The 21,127-nt window shown below is 45.8% G+C and carries 18 protein-coding genes; 2 read left to right on the top strand and 16 right to left on the bottom strand.

Features of this window, described 5'->3' with window-relative positions:
- Positions 1 to 830 precede the first annotated feature (830 nt).
- From UM402_RS00440 to UM402_RS00400, 9 genes are all read right to left on the bottom strand, one after another.
- Positions 831 to 1,850, bottom strand: a complete 1,020-nt coding sequence (locus tag UM402_RS00440) for a hypothetical protein (protein WP_058576493.1) — start codon at positions 1,848 to 1,850, stop codon at positions 831 to 833.
- An 87-nt stretch (positions 1,851 to 1,937) separates the two neighbouring features.
- Positions 1,938 to 2,306, bottom strand: a complete 369-nt coding sequence (locus UM402_RS00435) for a glyoxalase superfamily protein (protein WP_058576492.1) — start codon at positions 2,304 to 2,306, stop codon at positions 1,938 to 1,940.
- 437 nt (positions 2,307 to 2,743) lie between these two features.
- A complete protein-coding gene (locus UM402_RS00430) occupies positions 2,744 to 3,244 on the bottom strand; it encodes a flavodoxin family protein (protein WP_058576491.1) in 501 nt (166 codons plus the stop codon).
- A 263-nt stretch (positions 3,245 to 3,507) separates the two neighbouring features.
- Positions 3,508 to 5,673 (bottom strand): AAA family ATPase, encoded by a 2,166-nt coding sequence (locus tag UM402_RS00425; RefSeq protein WP_058576490.1) that lies wholly within the window; start codon positions 5,671 to 5,673, stop codon positions 3,508 to 3,510.
- Positions 5,670 to 6,107: a VPA1267 family protein gene (locus UM402_RS00420; protein ID WP_034823170.1), complete on the bottom strand. Its 438-nt coding sequence runs from the start codon at positions 6,105 to 6,107 to the stop codon at positions 5,670 to 5,672. Before UM402_RS00420 ends, UM402_RS00425 begins: the two co-directional genes overlap by 4 nt.
- Positions 6,107 to 6,784 (bottom strand): gamma-mobile-trio protein GmtX, encoded by a 678-nt coding sequence (gene gmtX, locus UM402_RS00415; RefSeq protein WP_058576489.1) that lies wholly within the window; start codon positions 6,782 to 6,784, stop codon positions 6,107 to 6,109. The genes UM402_RS00420 and gmtX overlap by 1 nt, the downstream gene beginning before the upstream one ends.
- Positions 6,784 to 9,450: an integrase family protein gene (locus UM402_RS00410; protein ID WP_058576488.1), complete on the bottom strand. Its 2,667-nt coding sequence runs from the start codon at positions 9,448 to 9,450 to the stop codon at positions 6,784 to 6,786. The genes gmtX and UM402_RS00410 overlap by 1 nt, the downstream gene beginning before the upstream one ends.
- Complete coding sequence (gene gmtY, locus UM402_RS00405) at positions 9,450 to 10,907, bottom strand: gamma-mobile-trio recombinase GmtY (RefSeq protein ID WP_058576487.1); 1,458 nt, start codon at positions 10,905 to 10,907, stop codon at positions 9,450 to 9,452. The genes UM402_RS00410 and gmtY overlap by 1 nt, the downstream gene beginning before the upstream one ends.
- 166 nt (positions 10,908 to 11,073) lie before the next feature.
- A complete protein-coding gene (locus UM402_RS00400) occupies positions 11,074 to 11,700 on the bottom strand; it encodes a c-type cytochrome (protein ID WP_053954122.1) in 627 nt (208 codons plus the stop codon).
- Between the two features lie 201 nt (positions 11,701 to 11,901).
- Between UM402_RS00400 and yihA the strand changes: the two genes are divergently transcribed.
- Positions 11,902 to 12,513 carry a ribosome biogenesis GTP-binding protein YihA/YsxC gene (yihA, locus tag UM402_RS00395; protein WP_416182890.1) on the top strand — a complete coding sequence of 204 codons (612 nt, stop codon included), beginning with the start codon at positions 11,902 to 11,904 and terminating at the stop codon, positions 12,511 to 12,513.
- Positions 12,482 to 13,447, top strand: a complete 966-nt coding sequence (locus UM402_RS00390) for a DMT family transporter (RefSeq protein ID WP_322295365.1) — start codon at positions 12,482 to 12,484, stop codon at positions 13,445 to 13,447. The genes yihA and UM402_RS00390 overlap by 32 nt, the downstream gene beginning before the upstream one ends.
- Before the next feature lie 121 nt (positions 13,448 to 13,568).
- Here UM402_RS00390 and polA read toward each other — a convergent pair whose 3' ends face one another.
- The 7 genes from polA to dprA all read right to left on the bottom strand — a co-directional run bounded on the left by polA (position 13,569) and on the right by dprA (position 21,100).
- A complete protein-coding gene (polA, locus tag UM402_RS00385; protein ID WP_058576484.1) occupies positions 13,569 to 16,334 on the bottom strand; it encodes a DNA polymerase I in 2,766 nt (921 codons plus the stop codon).
- A 397-nt stretch (positions 16,335 to 16,731) separates the two neighbouring features.
- Positions 16,732 to 17,574 carry a shikimate dehydrogenase gene (aroE, locus tag UM402_RS00380; protein WP_058576483.1) on the bottom strand — a complete coding sequence of 281 codons (843 nt, stop codon included), beginning with the start codon at positions 17,572 to 17,574 and terminating at the stop codon, positions 16,732 to 16,734.
- The gene (gene hemF / locus UM402_RS00375; RefSeq protein WP_058576482.1) at positions 17,571 to 18,488 is read right to left on the bottom strand and encodes an oxygen-dependent coproporphyrinogen oxidase; all 918 of its coding nucleotides are present in this window, start codon (positions 18,486 to 18,488) and stop codon (positions 17,571 to 17,573) included. Before hemF ends, aroE begins: the two co-directional genes overlap by 4 nt.
- Positions 18,481 to 19,041 carry an L-threonylcarbamoyladenylate synthase gene (locus UM402_RS00370; protein WP_058576481.1) on the bottom strand — a complete coding sequence of 187 codons (561 nt, stop codon included), beginning with the start codon at positions 19,039 to 19,041 and terminating at the stop codon, positions 18,481 to 18,483. The genes hemF and UM402_RS00370 overlap by 8 nt, the downstream gene beginning before the upstream one ends.
- Before the next feature lie 32 nt (positions 19,042 to 19,073).
- Positions 19,074 to 19,586: a type I DNA topoisomerase gene (locus tag UM402_RS00365; RefSeq protein ID WP_058576480.1), complete on the bottom strand. Its 513-nt coding sequence runs from the start codon at positions 19,584 to 19,586 to the stop codon at positions 19,074 to 19,076.
- A complete protein-coding gene (locus UM402_RS00360; protein WP_058576479.1) occupies positions 19,586 to 20,059 on the bottom strand; it encodes a DUF494 family protein in 474 nt (157 codons plus the stop codon). The genes UM402_RS00365 and UM402_RS00360 overlap by 1 nt, the downstream gene beginning before the upstream one ends.
- 3 nt (positions 20,060 to 20,062) lie before the next feature.
- Positions 20,063 to 21,100, bottom strand: a complete 1,038-nt coding sequence (gene dprA / locus UM402_RS00355) for a DNA-processing protein DprA (RefSeq protein ID WP_322295364.1) — start codon at positions 21,098 to 21,100, stop codon at positions 20,063 to 20,065.
- Between the last annotated feature and the right edge of the window lie 27 nt (positions 21,101 to 21,127).

Below are 21,127 nucleotides of genomic sequence, written 5' to 3'. Positions count from 1 at the left end.
GAGCAACCGCAAGCCTCTCGGCTATTTACTCCCTGGATTATCGATAAATGAGATGACCATTTATAAAAACGAAATCTAACTTTTCGATAATCTCCTCGACCTCTTGTTATTTTTTTGTATCGAGTCAGCTGTATTTTTACAGTCTTTTTATTATTTTCTCAAGGACTCTGTGCCAATTATTTTTGTTTTTGTCAGGCTACACCGTCCTCGAGCGTTGTTAACAATACTTGAACCAAATATTAATTCAACAACTTTCTTGATCTAAAAACCAACTTTTTTATTACTTTTTGTTAACAATGGAAAAAACAGCTTACTTCTTATGAGTTTAGTTATAAAAAAAGCGGCTTTATAGGAGTATATAGAAAAAACAGTGTCTATTCGCATGTGAGTGAGTGACAGGGCTTTACATATAAGGTCAGCGGCTCTTATTTCAAACGTACATACTGTGTATAATGGTATGTACGTTTTTTATTTGCGCCGAGTCCTTCGGCGGTAACCATTCATCCATGAATTTTTGTTCAGTGTTTAATTGCACCTTGTGAGTGCGACTTGTTCCAACAAGTCGGGAGAGATAGGAGTTTACGTCATTGGTTTAGCAGGACGGGGATAGTTGTTTGCGGCAAGTACAGAGTTGTCGCCGCATCCATGCGGCTTTGACAGTTCAGTTGTTCACTCATTGATTCACCTTCTTGATTAATTGCACTTAATTTACCACCACATTGCAACCGCTCCTTACCACGTGTTGCAAATTAATCGCACCACAACTTTCACGGAAAGTACCACTTCGTCGGATCTCGGCTTTGTGCCATTAGCAGACGTTAACGCCGCATTCAGCGGCTTGTCCGCTGCAATGCATTGTTATACCTTGATGCCTCAGCTAATACAGCCGAGATAAATTGTTCAGCACTATCAACACCGATGAATACGCTCTTAATTTTCCCCACAGGCTCAATCAATTCAATTTCAACATTTGGAAAGCCTGAGTAGTTGTAACGCTTTACAAACCTAGAGCGCTTAACAAACTCAAGGTTCTTACGAATTTTTGCAATGTTGCCTAAAGGTATAACCAATGGCTGATAAAGGCCGTATCGAATGAACAATTTATTTCCTACCAAAGAAATAGGCCGTCTCGCAATCGCACGGTACTCAGCAATGAAAAATACTAAGCTAAACACAGTCAGTAAAGTTACGATATTTGCAGCGAATGGTGACCAGATAAAATGCAAAAATAAATGCATAATTGGCATTTCAAACGCTATCAAAAATATAAAGCCAAGTAGGTTACTTTGTGCCCCATCTTTCTGATGGTAAGTAAAGTGCTGCTCTCCACTAAAATTTTCTGACTTCACTCGCTTAGAGAAAAGTGCATAAGTCCACATACGGGTTTCGAAACTCAGTAGCTTTGCAACAGGACCTTCACCTAAATATTTTTTAATTGGCTTTTCAATAGACAGATCGGGATCTTCACTCTTACCGATGGCTGCTTTAATCGCAAGATACACTGTTAAAATCGCAACAAGTTCAAACAATAGAATACCAGCCAAGACAAAATAGCGCCCACTTTCAAGATAATGCCAAATCAGCTTACTTTGTTCGGGAATAATGTAACTACCGACGAGCACAGCCAAACACACTAAAATAATAGATTTTAATAAGGCTTCTTTTTTATCTTTGACACACAAGAAGCAGATTATCGGTAGCATTATCAATGCATCTAAAAGAAACAGCCATTCAAAATTTGCACTGCCATAATCATTAAGCTTGCTGTTAGATTGGTAATAGAAACCCCACCATATCGAAATGCAAACAAGAAACAAGAAAGGAATTTTTGACTTTATGGAACTACTCACAGATCTCTCCGTACGGTATAACGCCCGTGTATGCGGACGGAGTGGAAACGCGAAGCGTTGGAACGGAGTTCCGACATGACACGTTTGTTAAGTGCTAACTGCGCTGGTAAAAACAAGCTTATTACCAAATGGATCTGAAATAGACATATCCTTGCTTCCCCAAGGCATTTCTTGTATGACAGGCCTAGAATACTTGTAGCATTTACCAAGCAATAGCTCGCGATACGCCTCTAGATTACTTACTTGGATTCGTAGCGCCGTACCGGGGCTAGAATCTCCATGATGCTCAGATATATGAAGCACGCAACTACCTTTTGAAATTTGCATATAAAGTGGCAAATCCTCAGAAAATCTATGCTCCCAATCTAAATCGAATTCCAGAAATTTCAAATAGAATTCTTTAGCCTTAATTTCATCGAAGCTTCTTAATATTGGCGTAGTGTTCCCAAATTTCATTATTACTCCGATTTATCTATGGCCACTTAACATTTGTATATTGTGCGTGCGCATATAGAAACTCGTCCAATTGATAGTTTTCGGTTCTTAACTTACTGATCAAGCAGGCATTCCTGACTTGAAAAGTCCCGAGTTAGCAAAGGCTATTTGAGAATGCTCAGTTACACTCTACCTAGCGCACAATATCCAACCTTCATTTTTTGTTATGTCACTGACAGTAAACGACTTAAATACACAACACAACAACAAAACGCGCAATATTGCCGACGTGAATGTGCCGTGCACCGCTAGCGACACCCACACTGACGAATAACGGAACGGCTAGTCACTAGTTGGAGTAGGCTGAAAGTCAGAAGGTCCGCTGTTCGCTCAAAGCTGACAGTCCGGTTAGTGCCTGTTGCCGCTTATACTGTTAATGAATCCTTTACGAATCCGTTTTAATTTAGCTTTTTTAAAGCTTCAGTCACACATCTATTTACGTTCAACAAGTCTGATTCCGATTGTATGGAAATATAGTCACAACCTTTGTAAACCAAATGCATGTAGTTAGCAGTCAGTTCAAATGGCTGCGCAAAACACTGAGGCAATTCAATGTCGAAGCCCGTTGACAAGACTGAACATGACTTGCCTTTTAGCTGCCGACCAAGCTCTTTGTTCACAGTTAAAAGATCTGACAAACGATCGAAGAAAGTCTTTAGTAGTGCTGACATTGAATACCAATAAACGGGTGAGGAAAACACTAGATGATCAAATTTAACTAGTTCACGAATAAGTGGTAAAAAGTCGTCGCCTTTATTTTCGTGCGTATAATCGTAAGCTGATATTTCGTAATCCGCTAAGTTAAAGAAGACAGCATTGGTTTGCGCTACAAATTTATCAGTGAGCTGTCGGGTATTTCCGTCCGAACGCGAACTTCCTAGTATGACTGCTATCTTCATTAAAGCCCCTATTGCGTTACACTCTTAATAACTACCAAAATCAGATTAGGAAAACCTGATACTAGACGACGCATTTGTCTGCTGCAAATCTATTGAAACGGCTTGAATTTTAGTATGCGATGGAAAAGAACTTCCGCTTCTCGCTCATAGCTGACGATCAATTAATTGTATGACTGCTGAAGCTGGTGGTTACATGAAAGTGCAACGGGTTGTAAGCCGCGATTGTTCGTGGTGATAAATTTGGGTGATGTTTTGCAGCTTTGCTAATTTTGGTGTAGTAGTTCACTCAAGTAGCTATTGCGTTTATGCGAGTTGCTCATCGTCTCTATAATTTTCTTGAAATCATCCTCTGTGCCAACAAGATGAATTTCAGCCTCGGCCCTTGTGATTGCTGTATATAACCAAGCCCTGTCAACAATGCGTCCCGCTTGAAGTGCAACGATTACTCTTGGAAATTGAGAACCTTGGGCTTTGTGAAGAGTTATTGCATAACCCAACTCCATGCAATCGAGCACGGATTGTGTGACCTCAACTTTATCGCCCGTATCCAGCGTTACTTCACCATAACTTTCACCTGATGAGTCAATACTGGTAAGCGTACCAAGAGAGCCGTTTTGAATGCCTTTATCATAGTGGTTTTGCGTAAATAGAATCGCATCATTCAATCTGAGGTTTTGAAAGAATCTCTCACCGTGCATTTCAAACTCAAGCCTTCTACCGCTTGGATTAACAGCCTCTTGGGTCAGTTTATTAATTTCAGCAACGAGTGCCTTGGTCGGTGCCATGACGCGACTATTTTCAGGTGATTGCTGATACAACTCACAACAGGCTTGAGCAATGTCGCTCTTTGCCGTTTCGTGGAAGTGAATAGCCCCCGTACTTAGTTTTTCAGGCACGATACCTTGATTAATGAGCTTGGAGTATTCAGGAATACCCGTTGAGCCTTTCTGACGCTTAACGATATCTAGCATAGTATTAGCAATGGCTTTAGATAGAACGATATCAGCCAAAACCTTGCCGCACCCTATAGGTGGTAACTGGTCAGGGTCGCCAGTAAAGATAATACGAACCGATGGGTGAATATGGTTGACCAGGCGATACATGGTTGGCAAGTCAATCATACTGGCTTCATCTATTACCAGTAAATGCTTTGGCTGGTCTGAACTTGGCTCAATAGGCTCTCTACGTAATAACTTAGCGATAGTTGAGGTGATAAAGCCAATTGACTCATGCAAGCGCATAGCAGCTCGGCCACTCAGCGCGACCGCATGTATTTCAAATCCCATTTGATGGTAGGCTCGAAGTGCGGTTCTAAGTACCGTCGTTTTACCTGTGCCAGCTCCGCCCGTAATACAGCTCACGGCGTTATCCAAACACGTTGTCACTGCTTCAATCTGTTTCTTGGTTAGCTCGTATGGTAATTCACCAACCGAAGAGCAATATGCAGAATTTGCAACTTCGTCATAAAGGTTGTTTTGATTAGCTAGTGCTTTAAGTCGTTTGGCAACGACATTTTCCATCAACAACTGGGCGGTTGGATGATAAGAGCCTGTGTCGGGGTTTAGGATGTATTGCGCTTTGTTGTGACCTGCTTTAAACGCTTCCGTCACCAGTTCCTTATCTTTGAGCAATTTGGTTAGGTATAGGCGTAAGCACGCTTGAGTTGTATAGGTGTGGCCTTTCTCAATCTCTTTGCGAATCGCGGTTTCAAGTGCGGCACTTAGTCTGCGGTGATAACAAGCTGTGATCTTAAACTGGTCAAAATTAACCAGTTTATCGACATCCGTAAACGACATCCCAAACCCAATAAGGACATACGGATTTTGTTTAATAGCCTCAATGGACTCTTCTCCATGATGCTTCAATAAGCGCTGCTGAATACTTGCTGGTATCTTGTGTTCGGTCATCCAGTTGCAGTAGGCCAGATTTTTATATTTGGCGTAACCTTCAAATAACGCATTGATAGAATCTTCACTCAGGACACTTCTAAGGCGCTCTCTTGATTCACGAGTGTCTTTTCCAACCGTTGGGTGAAAATCCTTTCCTAACAGTTCCCAGAGTGCTCTAGCTTTACTTTCACCGATACCTTTGAAATCACTTTCTCTGGCAATAAAGCGAATAAGCTGTTCACCCGTTTCTGGCAGGCTGCATTCGATGTGTTCTGGTGATTCATAGGTATGCTGCTGCATCACGTAATCACCCGTTTCCATTTCTTCTATTAAACGATGGCCTTTAACCGACCAGTGTTGGCCGAGGGCTGGTTGAACGGGGATGGCATCTGGATCAGCTTTGATGGTGACGTAATACTTGCCACTGTTAGTTTTGTATGAGTTTTTTTTCAGTGGCACGCCACTGAATATCACCATTTTGGTAGAGCTGTAAGGAATACTCGTGACACGCATTTGGTCTTGATGGAGTGCAACATTCATCGTGGCATGAACCCCATTTCTGACAAGGTTTCATTCAGTTCGCCAAACCGCTCCAGTTTACCTTCCAGCTCTTTAACTCTGGCTTTTAGCTCAATGTTTTCAGCCTCTAAGGTCGATACTCGTTTTGAGTCGAGCAGCTTGCGATTAGCCGTGTTGTCGTATTGCTTTGGTTTGTCAGCATTGCTCTTTGCAGATTCGGTCAGTGGCGGGAGTATACCTTTATCACGCAGTTTGTCTTCTAATGCCTTGAGCGCTTTTCTAAGCGCTGGATTTTGGTTAAGGGCAGACTTGCCGCAACCGACCCCTTTTGCTACTTCGATGCGGTTGAGCTTGCCTTTAAAGGCGATCTGCTTAAAGTCATCATCAGTTTGAGTGGCTTGCCATACTTCAAATGCTTCGAGGTTCTGCTGCGCTCTTTGCGGACCGTTCGCCATTAATCATCTACCTCACCTAACAACTTGCGTAGACCTGTCGCAAAGCCTCTAGGGAATATTTCTATGTTGTATTCCATGTCTTTTACTTGGCCAGCTTGTGTGGTTTGCCAGTTATGTTTTTCCATACATTCGTCAGAGATAGCGTAGGCTAAGGCTTTCTTCTCGGATTCGGTCAAGATGCCAGATAGTGAAGGCAAGACTTCAACACTCGGCTCTGCGCTTGCATCAAACTGACGTACAGGACGCTTATCAATGGTAATATTCGCGTGCTGTTTTAGCAGATTAACCTCTTTGCGATAACGGTTGCGCTCGGCAATAATCTGACCAAATAAAGCCCGTACCGCAGTGTCTGGAATACGCTCAAGCAGTTTATTATCCTGTGGAACAGACTTAGAGCGTGAGGTTGACGATAACGGCTTTTTGGTGGTTGTTTTGCACTTTGCTGCCCATGCTTCAATCAAGGTGCGGTAGTGCTTGTTTTTGGTTGCTCGTAACGCTTCGTAACCTGGGCCACCCTCTGCTGCTGATACTCGCCCCATTTGTGTAATGGAGAAATCACGCTGCCCCGATTCTACATAGGCTTTCAGGATGTCGTTAAGCTTATCTAGGTTTTTTTGGGTTCTTGGCACTTTGTCGTCTTTTAAGTCAGCCAAGATGATATCAATATTAATGTCCATTAACCCTCCAAGAGCGCAGGTTGGGTGAGATTTTCGAGGTGCAATGCTTTACCAGTGAGCGCACTCATACCTGCACTAAATAGTTTGTTTTCTTCAAGGTATTCACCCGCTTCGATGTAATTAGCCACTTTACGGTAGCCTTCCATTTTATCGTCAGGGTCGGCTATCTTTGCCATTTGGCGTAGAATGGCATTACCAGCGATTAGCTGCTGTTTCTCATCCATTTCCATAAAGATAGGCTCAAAGCCTTTCTTTATCAGAGCACGACTAAGTTGGCGGGAGCGCTTTTCAATAGCGGGCGTTTTACGAAGTTCATCCTGCAAGTCAGGGAAGAATTCGGCATCGTCACATAGCAAGGAGAGGTGTAAAAGCTCTGAGTCGGTTTCGATAAACTTCAAGGCGTAGCTGATATCTTGCTCCGCACCCACGGCAATCAGCTTATCTTTGGTGTCATCCTCATTTCTGGCTTCCTCGACACGAATGATTTTGCTGATTAGCTCGAAGCACGCTATCCAGTCTTTTGCGTACTCATCCGCTTCGACTTGCTGCTTCTCATGGCGGCGTTGCAGCGTCTGTAGCTCACTGTGTTTGGTGAAGGGTTTACCTTGCTCTTCACAGAAGAACTGCTCGTCTTTGAGTGCTTCTAGCTCACCTTCGATTTCAACCGATAGGTTAGCCGCCTGGTGCGCCTTGTAACTGAGTTGATTAAACTGCGCGTTAAGCGCCGGCAGGTATCGCGCCTCGGTAATAAACCAACGGCAACGAATGCAGTTTTCAGGGCCATGCGGTACGCTGCCATAGGTGCGATGAGCGGCAGCACTTGCATTTCTAATTAACTCACCACCGTTCCAGCACCCGCCCAGCGTACTGACTTCATCGGATTTTACGGTGTTGCCTCCGACCAAACATAGGCCAGATGAACGCTCCTCCCAGCCGATGGGGTTACGGTTAACTAATGCCGCCTGAATGCTATCTTCTTTGTGGTAGACCATATTGCATTGAATTTGCGCTAGTGAGGCATCTTTGAGGAAGTTGCGCACTGACTGCTTAGCTTTACCCTCAAGCTCCCCTTCGGCTTCACTCATTTTTTCCGCCATCACGGACGGGGTGATTTTGTTGTAGTAGATGGTCATTAGGATACGCGAGTGCCCTGCCAGTAGTTTGGATATGACAGGTAGTGGCAATTGCGTGTCCATCGTATATGCCGTGATGAGTGAGACTCGCAAACTGTGCAGGGGGAAATTTGTGGCAACCTTAGCATTTTCTGGAGTGTCTTCTGGGTAATCCACAACCAGTTTAAGTCGCTCTCCATTATCAAGCGTATTACCTTGCTCAGCAAGCTGGTTTTCCAGTGTTAGCAAGAGTTGATACCAAAGAGGTGCCAGAGCCACTCCCCCATAAGATGGTTTGTATTTGTCATCTCCTTTCGCTGACGCATCCCGAAAGAGAAAGGCGATTTCACCCATGCTCTCTAACTGCTTGTCTGATTTTCTCGCCCCAATGTGCTTGTGAAGCAATGCAGCACAGTCGGTAGGGTTAGCTATTGGGTTGTATTTCTCTTGCCAGTTACGCAGTTTTTCCAGCCAATATAATACTTCCTCATTCTGCCAAGGGATGATGTAGCCGCGTTCTAGTTCATCTTTATTCTGGTCGGCGGTTTTGTTGGTGTTGACATACAAACCTGTGGAATATTGCCCTGTCATGGTGTCATGGATACGGCGAAAGATGCCTTTACCAAAAGGACGCTTTTCGCTACCGAGCGCAAAGTCATGCTTGTCATTGAGCTTCCAATGACCGCTTTCATAGCGCCACGTATCCGCTTCACCGCTGTCTAACATGGACACCTGATAGGTGCGCAGTGGCAGATGCAGCTTCATAAATATAACCATCGCTTTGACAGGTGACCAGATTTGGTGGAGGGTGATTCTTTTATTATCTCTAGTCACCTCTTTGGTACGCCACACGCAATCGGGGTCGGTTTTATCAATCAAGTCAGGCTCAACTTCAAACCAATCGCCACTTCCACCTGCTTTGCCTTGCCCTGTCTGCTCTTGCGCCCATGCCCAATGCTTGAAATGGCGGTAGTGATAGCTAGGCAGTAACGACTCGCCTTGTGGTAGGTTTTGCTCAATCACTGTCAGTTCCGCTTTGTCTGGCAATGGACACAGAATTTGGCGCAGGTCTTGGATGTAACGATACGGAAGTGGGTTACGTACGGTTTCAGTGTGTGAGTCTTGCCTATTAATTTTGTTCAGCGGATTGCGAACCAGTGGTATTAAGTTGCCGCTATCATCTTCTTCAGATAGATGATGTTCAATGACGTAATTAATGAAGTCACAGGGGTAGTTGATAGACATTGATACTTGCCAGGGGGAGTTAATAGTTTTTCTCAATCTAGCTTCTAGCTCTTCAGTGGAGCAGATATGGCCATTGTAGCCCTTGAAAAACAGACCAACATCAGCTGCATAGGGAGCGTACTCCAACAGGTAGGACTCAAAAAAACGGCTCAACGCTTTACGCTTGTCGTTAACCCCCGTATGTTGTGTCGCCATCCACTCAGCGGCTAATTCCTGCCATTGCTCCCACTCAGGGCCAAGGGTGGTGAGCATCCATTTAAACGTTAAGTCTGATGCACGTCCGTCACGTTTCTTGCCTTTTTTTGCCATTATTTACCTCGTAATTTCGGATGCTTGCCTGTGAAATAGCCTTGCGGGTCAATATCGTCAAAACCGTGCTCGACCAACTCTTTCCAATCTAGCGATTTTACTTTGGACTCAGGATTTGCCAGTTGTAGCGTGGCCTTGTTGAGTTCATCGGAAATTTCCTGCTGCCCTTTACCTGTGTAGGGAACTTGAGACTCCAGTGATTTATGGTGCATACATCGTCGTATCACCAACGGGTTAAGTCCTGAACGCTCTAAGCGTCTGCCATAGCTATGACGATGACCGTGCGGGTCGAACCCTTCCGATTTGTTTGGCTCTAAGCCAATGCGCCTTAATCCCGCTGCATAGCTTTGGTGAAACGCATTCAAAGTGTATGGGTTTCCAAGGGCGCTGTGATGGAATGAAATGAACGCATAGGGGTGATGGCAGTCAATACTGGCTCGATATTTTTGGTAACTCTTCCACAGTGACATAAAAACCTTGCCATAATCCGTTGGAAACCACTGAACTTGTATGTAGTTATCTCGATGGTCTACAACTCTTGTTTTCCAGCCAACGTATGCCGTGCCTTTCATTCGTTTGCGTGGTATACGAGCGTATTTTTCTTGTAAATAGGCTTCTCTGGTTTTTGTCCCTGAGCGACTACGCCAACCTTCGGGTGCTTTACCATCGACTTCGTTGTAAATTCGAACTATCGCTTTTTCAGGGTCATACGGATCTTCAAGTACATCAGTCACCCACAGCATAATAGCTTCGCTTTCACGCAAACCGCCACCGTGCATTAAGAGCAACATAAGCTTATCTCTCAACGCAACTCGCGGATCTTTTGCTCCGCCAATACCATCTTTATAGAATGATTCCCAATGCTTATCTGGGAATGCTAAAGCATCGTCTTCGGCTTTCGTCAATGGAGTGCGTCCTTTCATTGTGCGAGCTTTACGGATGGTTCTATTAACGGTTTTATCTTCAATATGCCCAAGGAAGTCATTTTGGTTTTTTCGATACCATGCCGCATAATTCAAGCGTTGCTCATGAGGTGTGGCATCTCGCAAAGGGTTCATTGACTCTTCGCCAAGCTTGTTAGCCAGCCAATCAGTAAATGCCGTTAATCGATGAATATGTTTATTTACGTTATCAGTTGAGCTTGGCACCCAGTACAAGCCAGAGGGATCTAAACCATCTTCACCGATGGTGCCTGTGTAAAGACGCTTAGCAAAGGTTTGGAATAGCATTTTAGGATCTTCAAATAATCCTTTGTTGGCTTCCATGTAATCCAAGAGCAAAGAAGTGGCTTGTATAAAACCATTCATTAAAGCATTACTAGCACCCTCAGCTTCCATCTTTAGCAAGTAATCGGTAACTGAACCAACTTCACCTTGTTCGGTGATCAAGATGGGGAGCTGACTTTTAATGCCAGTATTATCTTCTACGATAGTTGCTTTGACTTTAACCGATGACAAGGTTCATTCCTTTATACACATTAAACATACAATACACTATAATGCTAAAGTGTTTGTTGTCAAATAAAAAGGCAGATTTCTCTGCCTTAATACACAATATACATAGTTCAAGGTACTATATATAACCGGAGCCGCTTTTAGAATGTTTATCTACTTTTTAAGAGGCTTAATACAATCCACTTAAGAATTTTGACATCAGCTCAATTTCTTCATCTGTCATCTTTTCAGCAACGCCTTGCATCATACCGTTAGGGTCATTTGCGCGTTCGCCGCTGCGGAACATTTCCAACTGAGACTTAGTGTAAGCTGCGTGCTGACCTGAAATGTCCGGGAATGCCGCTAAGCCCATTCCGTTACCACGAGGTCCGTGACAACCCGCACATGACGGGATGTTACTTTCAGGATTACCACGACGGAAGAAGTCTTCGCCTCTGGCTATTAAGTCTTCAGGCGTTTCACCTTTTGGCTCGTCTTGTGACGCGTAAAACGCGGCTAAATCGGCCATGTCCTGCTCAGACAGACTAGCAACCTGGCCCATCATTACGGCGTTATTTCGACCTTCTTCGCCGCCTGTTTCAGACGCCAGTTTAAAGTCTTTTAATTGCTTTAACAGATACTTTTCATGCTGACCGGCCAGGTGCGGGTACATATCGGTCGGAGATTCACCATTGGGCCCATGACAAGCCGCACATACCTGCGATTTCTCTTTACCAGCTTCGGCATCGCCACTTTGCGCTAATGCGATACCCGTGGTACCGAAGAAAAGTCCCAATAAGATTGCGAATTTTTTCATGTTTGCTTCTCTTCTGTTCTGGATGGCGCCATGCGCCCCAACAAATCACCTTAAACAGGTTGCTATTTTACACAAAACTTGTGTGGATTAAATGATTAATAGCTAATCTATCTGGAATTCATCGTTGGCTGACGTGCTCAGATCATTCATAATGGCATCTGTCTTTGCCTTTTTAACCAATAAGTGACCCTATCTGTGTCGATGAAACCTTTGAACTACGCAAGCGCCAGCTTTGTTACCAGTGCGCCGGATATTACCAAATTACCGCCTGATACGGGAATAGAGATTGCCTTTGCCGGACGCTCAAACGCCGGCAAGTCAAGCGCTCTCAATACGCTTACACGGCAGAAGTCGCTGGCCAGAACCAGTAAGACGCCAGGCCGGACGCAGTTAATTAACGTGTTTGAGCTCGATAGCGGAGAGCGACTTATCGACCTACCTGGTTACGGGTTCGCCAAAGTCCCTATGGCTGTTAAAGAGAAATGGCAAAAAGCCTTGGCTGAATATCTGCAAAAACGCGACAGCTTAAAAGGCATTGTAGTACTCATGGATATTCGCCACCCGTTCCGTGAAACCGACCAAGAGCTTATCTACTGGGCTGCTGACTGCGGCATTCCTGTACTGGCGTTGCTGACAAAAGCAGACAAGTTAAAACAAGGTCCTCGCAAATCAACCGTTCTACAAGCTCGACAAGCCGCTATTGCCTTCAACGGAGATGTTCAGGTCGAAGCCTTTTCGTCATTAAAGCGCATTGGCGTCGAGCAGCTCGAAAACAAACTTAATGAGTGGTTTGGCAGCCAAGATGACGGATAACCAACACCCATTAAGCGCCTGGTTGCTGTTAGGGCTGCTGTCTCTTATTTGGGGTAGCTCATTTTTGCTGATTAAAAAGGGGCTTATCGCTTTTGGTCCAATGGAAGTCGGTGCGCTAAGAATCAGCTCGGCCGGCATTGTTTTAGCACCTTTTATTGCGAAGCGTCTGAATAAAATAACGCGTAAACACTGGTTGAAATTAGCCAGCGTTGGGTTAGTCGGTAGCTTCATACCGGCTTTCATGTTCGCAATTGCACAAACGCAACTGGCCAGCGGTGTCACCGGCGTGCTGAATGCACTTACACCTATCACCACACTGGTTATCGGTGCCCTGTTTTTTCACCAGTCTGCTCGTATTGCTCAAGTTATCGGCATTATTATTGGTTTAGGTGGCACGCTGTTGCTCATTACCGCATCCGCTAACGGCGGCTGGAACTTTAATCTCTACGCACTGTTAGTCATGGCTGCAACCGTTTGCTATGGCCTTAACCTGAATCTGATAAAGCATAAAATAACCGACCTCGCACCACTGACAATAACCGGCATTTCATTATTAATGGCTGCAGTACCCGCAACGATTTATCTATTTGCTGGCACTGACTTTATGACGCAAGTTCAACAACCGGGCGCAATGCTGTCTTTAGTGTCGATATTGGTTTTAGGAATTATTGGTACGGCCGGTGCCTTGGTTATCTTTAACCATGTGGTTCGTTTAACGAACACAGTATTTACCAGCTCAGTAACGTACCTTATTCCGGTTGTTGCGGTTTTGCTGGGTGTACTAGACGGTGAACCTTTCTGGCTTCAGCATGGTGTCGGCATGGCAGCCATTTTGGTTGGGGTTTGGTTTGCTAACCGAAAGGGCCGCTCCGGGCTTGCGGGGATGCCTGCGCAGGACAAAAGCAATAACAGCTCGACTAAGAAAAGCGCATAAAAAACCCGGCTCAAGAGAGCCGGGTAAAAAGTAATCCAGGGAGAACAATTTGTTGAGGGTGGATTATTTCCCTCAATTAATCTGACTAGGGTGCTCAAAAAAAGTTCATCTTTTTTTGAATCTAGTGTGCTTCATCCCAGTTTTTTCCTTTGCCTGCCTCTGCAATTAGAGGCACATCAAGGCGTGCAGCGTTTTCCATAACTGCCGTTAATTCTTTAATATAGTCGTCCAACTTCGCTTCTTTTATCTCAAAGACCAGTTCATCGTGAACCTGCATTAGCATGCGCACATCGTCCTTGCAGTTATTTGTATCTATCCAGTCCGCCACCTGCAGCATCGCCTTTTTAATAATATCAGCCGCAGTGCCCTGCATTGGTGCATTAATAGCTGCGCGCTCAGCGCCTTTTCTACGCGCTCCGTTACTTGCTTTTATGTCCGGCAAAGGCAAACGACGACCAAATAAGGTCTTAACGTACCCTTGCTCTTTCGCTTGTTTACGCGTGTCTTCCATATACTTCAACACGCCCGGGAAGCGCTCAAAATATTTGTCCATATAATGCTGTGCATCGTTACGAGCAATACCAAGCTGACGCGCCAAACCAAATGCCGACATACCATAAATAAGCCCAAAGTTTACTGCTTTAGCTTGTCGACGCTGCTCATCAGTTACTTCTTCAGTTTTGCATCCAAAGACTTCTGCTGCCGTTGCCCGGTGAATGTCCAGTCCTTCGGCAAACGCATTCAACAGAGACTTGTCCTGCGACAAGTGAGCCATAATACGCAGTTCTATTTGACTGTAATCGATAGCCACTATTTTATAGCCACCTTCCGGAACAAACGCCTGGCGAACGCGGCGTCCTTCTGCGGTTCGAATTGGGATATTCTGCAAGTTCGGATCCGTCGATGACAGTCGTCCGGTTGCGGCAACCGCTTGCTGATACGAGGTATGCACACGTCCCGTATCCGGGTTTATCATTTTCGGCAGTTTGTCAGTGTACGTCGACTTTAATTTAGACAGGCTACGATGCTGCAAAATCACATCCGGCAACGGATAGTCATGCGCCAGTTCATGCAATACTTCTTCCGCGGTTGACGGTGCTCCTTTAGGCGTCTTCTTAATAACAGGCAATTGCAACTTCTCGAAGAAAATACGCTGTAACTGCTTGGTCGAGCCTAAATTAAACTCTTCACCGGCAATATCGAACGCCTTTTTCTCAAGCTCAGCCAGTTTTTCGGTAATTTCCTGGCTTTGCTTACCCAGCAAATTAGCGTCAATGCGAACGCCGTATTGCTCCATATCGCACAGCACCGAAATAAGAGGTACTTCGATATCGGTTAAAACACTTTGCAGCTCACTACCGGTTTCTTCGACTTTTTTCCAAAGCACTTCATGCAGGCGTAAGGTTATGTCTGCGTCTTCAGCTGCATAAGGCGCAGCTTTCTCCAGTTCAATTTGGTTGAAGGTCAGCTGTTTTGCGCCTTTACCAGCAATGTCTTCAAAACTTATCGTTTTATGGTTTAGATAATGCAGGCTCAAAGTGTCCATGTCGTGGCGTGACCCTACGCTATTAAACACATAAGACGCCAGCATAGTGTCATTTAAAATACCGCCCAAGCGAATGCCATAGCGGCGTAAAATATGCGCATCATACTTTAAGTTCTGGCCTACTTTTTTCGGGCTATCGCCTTCTAAAATGGGTTTCAGCTTTTCCAGCAGCCAGTCACGACTGACTTGTTCAGGGGCATCCATGTAGTCATGCCCCACCGGAATATACACCGCTTTACCTGGCTCAGTAGCCAGTGACACCCCTACCAACTCAGCCTGCATATAGTTCAAACTGGTGGTTTCTGTGTCAAAAGCAACAAACTCAGCCGAGGAAAGGCTGTTTAAATAGTCTTCTACCTCTTTTTCCGTTTGCAGAGTTCTATAATTCTCCGAAGAGATATCGCTACTGACCTTATCGGAGCTTTCTTCACCCAGCGCTTGGTCTGTTGCAGCGCCTTGCTCCATGAGCTCGCCTAACCAACGGCGAAACTCACACTGACCGTAAAGCTCAGCCAACTTTTCAGAGTCTGCCGGCTGAATATCGAGATCATCCGGGTGCATGGGTAGCTCTACATCGAGCTTTATGGTGGCCAACTCTCGCGACATGAGTAATTGATCTTTGTACTCACGAAGCTTGTCCGGCATCGACTTAGCACCGCGGAATGACAAAGATGTTACCGCCTCAATGTCCTCGTAAATTTTATCAATACTGGGTATGCCCTGAAGCATCGCTTGCGCTGTTTTTTCGCCCACTTTTGGAAGACCCGGAATATTATCTGAGCTGTCGCCCATAAGCGCTAAGTAATCAATAATTTGCTCAGGCTTAACCCCAAATTTTTTCTCAACACCGTCGGTATCAAGCAAGGTATCAGTCATCGTGTTAATTAGCATGACATGCTCGTTTACCAACTGCGCCATGTCTTTGTCGCCAGTGCTAATTAAGGTGAAACGTCCTTGGTCACCCGCTTGCTGGGCTAATGTGCCAATAACATCGTCGGCTTCGACACCATCAATACAAAGCAGCGGTAGGCCCATAGCTTTTACGATATTGTGCAGCGGCTCTATCTGGCTTCTGAGGTCATCCGGCATTGGCGGTCTGTGAGCTTTATATTCTTCGTAAATATCGCTTCTAAAGGTTTTGCCTTTGGCATCAAAAACCACCGCCATGTGCGACGGCTGATACTTTTTCAAAAGGCTTCGAAGCATGTTTACAACGCCATATATTGCGCCGGTAGGCTCGCCATTCGAGTTGGTTAAGTGTGGTGGCGCATGAAAAGCACGAAATAAGTACGATGAGCCATCAACAAGAATAAAGGGGTTCTCAGGAACTGTTGCCGACATAGGTTTTGTGTCCGATTAAGCATTTCCTATAGGATGCCACATCTGAGGGTTTCGCACCACTGAACACCCTGTGCATAAGCTGTTGATATGTTTGTTGACAACGAGTTTCGCCACAGTCAGAAAACAAAGTTTCCCCGTGTCTTTTAAAATAGCTAACTTATTGATATAGAGGGGTTTAAAACGGCAGGTACCCTGACATACCTTATTATTTTTATCATTCAAGCTTCACTGTGGAAACTTGTCGATTTAGGTTTCAGCAAGACTGAAAAACTTTCCCAAACCGGTCAAACAGACTACCACAAAATTCGGGATGATCTACTACCAAAATCCATTTTTTTATATTCTTTTGTTCGGTAATTTTTGAGCCTTATAAACCTTTTCGTAAATTGCTTATAAATCAATAGGTTTTAGCTCTTAGCTTAGACATAACAAAGGTCGTATCCGGTCGTTCACCACCCATCCATAATTGGTAAGAGGACGCCGCCTGCTCAATTAACATACCCAAGCCGTCTGCGCGGTTTTTAACACCAGCATTTTCTAGTTGCTTAAGAAAATGAGTGGAGCTTTCGCTGTACATTAAGTCATAGCCCCAGGCATTGTCTGCAAAGCTCCCCGGCAATGGAATGTCGATATTGTGAAGACTGCTGCTGGTGGCATTTACGACGGCATCAATCGGTTCGTTAATACTGTCGGCATTTGATACAACCTGAATATTTTCGGCACCGTGAGCACTCAAATCGACAAGCAGTCGCTTAAGCACCTGGGCTTTCTCCAACGTTCGGTTAACCAAATACACCTTCGCCGGATTCAAACTCAGTAATGCCGGTAACACGCCGCGAGCCGAGCCGCCCGCACCCAACAAGACAAGTGAGCGCCCACTTACACTAAAACCTTTGCTATTTAGGTCCTTAACTAAACCTTCACCGTCGGTGTTGTCTCCAACAACAAAGCCTGAACCGACTTTCATTAAAGTGTTTACTGCGCCAGCAACCTGGGCTCTTTCCGTTAAGATGTTTGCCAGTTGTGCAGCTTGCTCTTTAAACGGCAAGGTAACATTCGCACCAGAACCGCCATTTCGAAAAAACTGCGCTACCGCTTTTGGAAAATAAGCCGGCGTTGCAAGCATTCGGTCGTACAAAATACGTTCATCGCGAAGCTCTGCAAACAAACTATGAATAGTTGGTGACACACTGTGGGCCACCGGGTTGCCGAAAACACCTAAACGCACTGGGTTCGTCATTTCTCTGCCAGCCAATCTCGGGGTTGCAAATAATAAGACGTTAGCAGCTCTTCGGGAGAACCAGGCTCCGGTGTCCAGTTGTACTCCCAACGCACAAGCGGAGGCATCGACATTAAAATTGATTCGGTACGGCCGCCTGTTTGCAGGCCAAACAAGGTGCCCCTGTCCCAAACCAGGTTAAATTCGACATAACGCCCGCGGCGATACAGCTGGAAGTCTCGGTGGTGCTCGGTGTAAGGCGTATCTTTACGGCGTTCAACTATCGGTAAATAAGCCCGGGTAAACGCATCACCCACCGCCTTTATTACCGAAAAGCATTCTTCGAACGGTCGGTCGTTCAAGTCGTCAAAAAAGACACCACCCACACCACGCGCCTCATTGCGGTGTTTGAGGAAGAAGTAGTCGTCACACCACTGCTTGTATTCTGGATAAAAAGCCTCATCAACGCTGTCTAGCGCCTGCTTAGCCGTTTTATGCCAGCCAACAACGTCTTCTTCAAACGCATAAAATGGAGTTAGGTCAAAGCCGCCACCGAACCACCAGACCGGCTCCTCGCCTTCTTTTTGTGCAATGAAAAAGCGCACGTTCATGTGAACAGTGGGTACGAATGGGTTTTTAGGGTGCAACACCAACGACACGCCACAGGCATTAAAGTCACGACCTTCAAGCTCCGGCCGATGCGCAGTTGCAGAGGCCGGCATTTTTTCACCATAGACATGCGAGAAGCCCACACCACCTTGCTCAAAAACAGCGCCGTTTTTCAAAATACGTGAGCGTCCGCCGCCCCCGCCTGGGCGGTCCCAGCTGTCTTCCTGAAACTTTTCTGCACCGTCTGCCTCTTCTAGCTGTTGGCAAATACTGTCCTGCAGTGCCATTAAGTAGTCTTTTACTTGCGTTAAATAGCTACTATGCATCGTCTCGAAGCACCTTATTGCTAAATGGGTCGATAATACGAGTCGGGTTCTTAGCGCCGCCGGTTGGGGCATCCATTACCCAGCTGACTTTATCACCAAACTGCTGTTTAACCTCTTCGGCGGTACGTGCCGGCTCTTCGCCAGTTAAGTTGGCACTGGTGGACACCAATGCATGACCAAGCTCACGGCATAACTCTCTTACCGCTTCATGAGCTGACACACGCACAGCAATAGTGTCTCGCCCGCCAGTCAGCAGCCGCGACGTTGTTTTCCTTGCTGGCAGAATAAGCGTCACAGGCCCCGGCCAGTGAGAAAGCACGGAGAACCGTTTATCTTGCGGTATAGCGGTATCATCGACGTACGGCAGCAATTGGCTGTAGTCAGCGGCAATTAAAATAACGCCTTTTTCTGCAGGGCGCTGTTTTAAGCTGAGTAATCGTTGAATAGCAACTTCGTTGGACGGGTCACAGCCAAGCCCAAAAACGGCTTCTGTTGGGTACGCTATAACCCCGGTTTTTACCGCCTCTTTCGCGGCTTCCCAGTCGTGAGACATAGCACTCTCTCTCGTTAAATCGTTGCGGGGTATTATAGCGTGTCAGATTTATAGTCGCATTGCTTTTGTATACAGACTTTTCGCACACCGGAGGCCGTTTTTCGCTTCACTAGCAGTGCAAAACCACACTTGGGGCAAGACTCATCCACGGGAGGCTGATTCACCGTAAATTGGCAGGTGGGGTACTGGTCGCAAGCGTAGAATACGGTGCCTCGGCGGGAGGTTTTTTGTCGTAGCTGACCTTTTTTACACTCAGGGCATTGAATGGTCTCGTCATTACCCGCATCAGGCTCAGTAACGAATTCGCACTCAGGGAAGTTACTGCACCCGACAAATAAGCCATAACGACCGCTTTTCAATTGCAATTCTTCGCCACACTCAGGACAGGGAACGCCTAAGTTTTCCGGCTCTATTTCAGACTGTTCTCTTAAGCCACGCTTGTAGTCGCAGTCTGGGTAGCCAGTACAGCCTAAAAAGCTGTTATGGCCAACATGTTTTATAACTAACGGCCGCTGACAACGCGGGCAGCGTTCATCAGCGGACATTAATGTAAGGGTCCGTCTGCTTCTTCGAACAGAAGCCCTTCCATTTGATCATAAGCGGCTTCTTGTCCGGGTACATTAAACAACACCATCAAAACAACCCATTTTAGGTCGTCTAATGTAAAGCGGGTTGTTTCAAGCTCCATGACACGATCAATAACCACTTCACGCGTAGCAAAGTCCAACACGCCTAAGTTTTCCAGATACATGATAAAACCACGACACTGGCTGTCCAGACGAGTCATTTCATCGGCCGTATAAATACGAGTTGCCTGAGTGGCTGATGCATCGATGTAGGATTTAGTTTCTAACTCTTGTAAGTCGGCCAAGCGCTCTAACCACGCTAACGCCTTTTGAATTTCCTGTTCACGGAAACCAGCGCGCGTTAATTCATTGGTCAGCTCGTCGTGATCGACCACCACTTCCATTTCAGAATGGATATAGTTTTCAAATAAATACATGAGGATATCAAACATGATTTAGCGCCTCCCCACTTTGATATAACCGCCTGGTACGGCTGCCACAAGTCCTTCTAATTCGTATAACACTATCTTCTCCATGACTTCAGCAACCTCGAGTCCGGACAATTGTACCATGTCATCAATTGTTCGTGGCTCTGAATTCAGACTAGCGAACAAACGGCAGTTTGCCAAGCTTTGATTCTCTTCGTGCGGTTCGTTGTCATCGACCGAGCCGGTAGCGCTTACCCCAAACCAATCGAGAATATCCTGTGGTGTATTAATAAGCTTAGCGCCTTGCTGTAATAACCAATGACACCCCTGATGTTCCGGCATCAGCACAGAGCCCGGCACCGCCCCCACTTCCCGACCTTCATTAAGACCATGAATAGCCGTCGACAGAGAGCCGCTTTTACGAGCCGCCTCGACCACCACAACAGCCTGACTAATACCACTAATAATACGGTTGCGGCGCGGGAAGTGATCAATTCTGGCGGTCTGTCCCGGCGGAAATTCAGAAATCAGCAGCCCCTGATGAGCGATAAAGTCTTGTAAGGACTTGTTCCTACGTGGGTAATACTGATCTATTCCTGTCCCAAGCACCGCAATGGTTTTGCCTTTATCAGCCGCAGTTTTGTGCGCCTGTGCGTCAATGCCCATTGCCAAACCGCTCACCACAACAATACCAGCAGCCACTAAGTCTTTTGCTATCCAGTCCGTAATTTGCAAACCACTGTGCGATGCTTTTCGGCTGCCGACAACAGCCACACCTACGCCTTGCAGTAATTCTTTGCGCCCCCGGTAATACAGCAACCACGGCGGATTCTGAATAGACTTTAGCGACTCAGGATAGTCATCACAAAAATACGAAATAACCCCCTGCCGCTCCGGTTGTGTCCATGCTTTCGCCGCTTTCACCCATTTAGGGTCGACCGGTTTAAACGATTGCCCCCATCGTTCAGATAGCTCGGCAATAGAGGAACATTCCCTTGCCGCTTTCTGTACCTTGTTTGGCGCCTTTGACGCCCCCATTAATAAACATAACTGCTCAGCATCCATGCCCTGTCCTTCACCGGTCAATTTAAG

Source organism: Idiomarina sp. OXR-189 (assembly GCF_034373425.1).
Lineage (GTDB): Bacteria > Pseudomonadota > Gammaproteobacteria > Enterobacterales > Alteromonadaceae > Idiomarina > Idiomarina zobellii.
The sequence above is the reverse complement of the archived record's forward strand: the minus strand, read 5'-3'. Positions and strand labels throughout refer to the sequence as shown.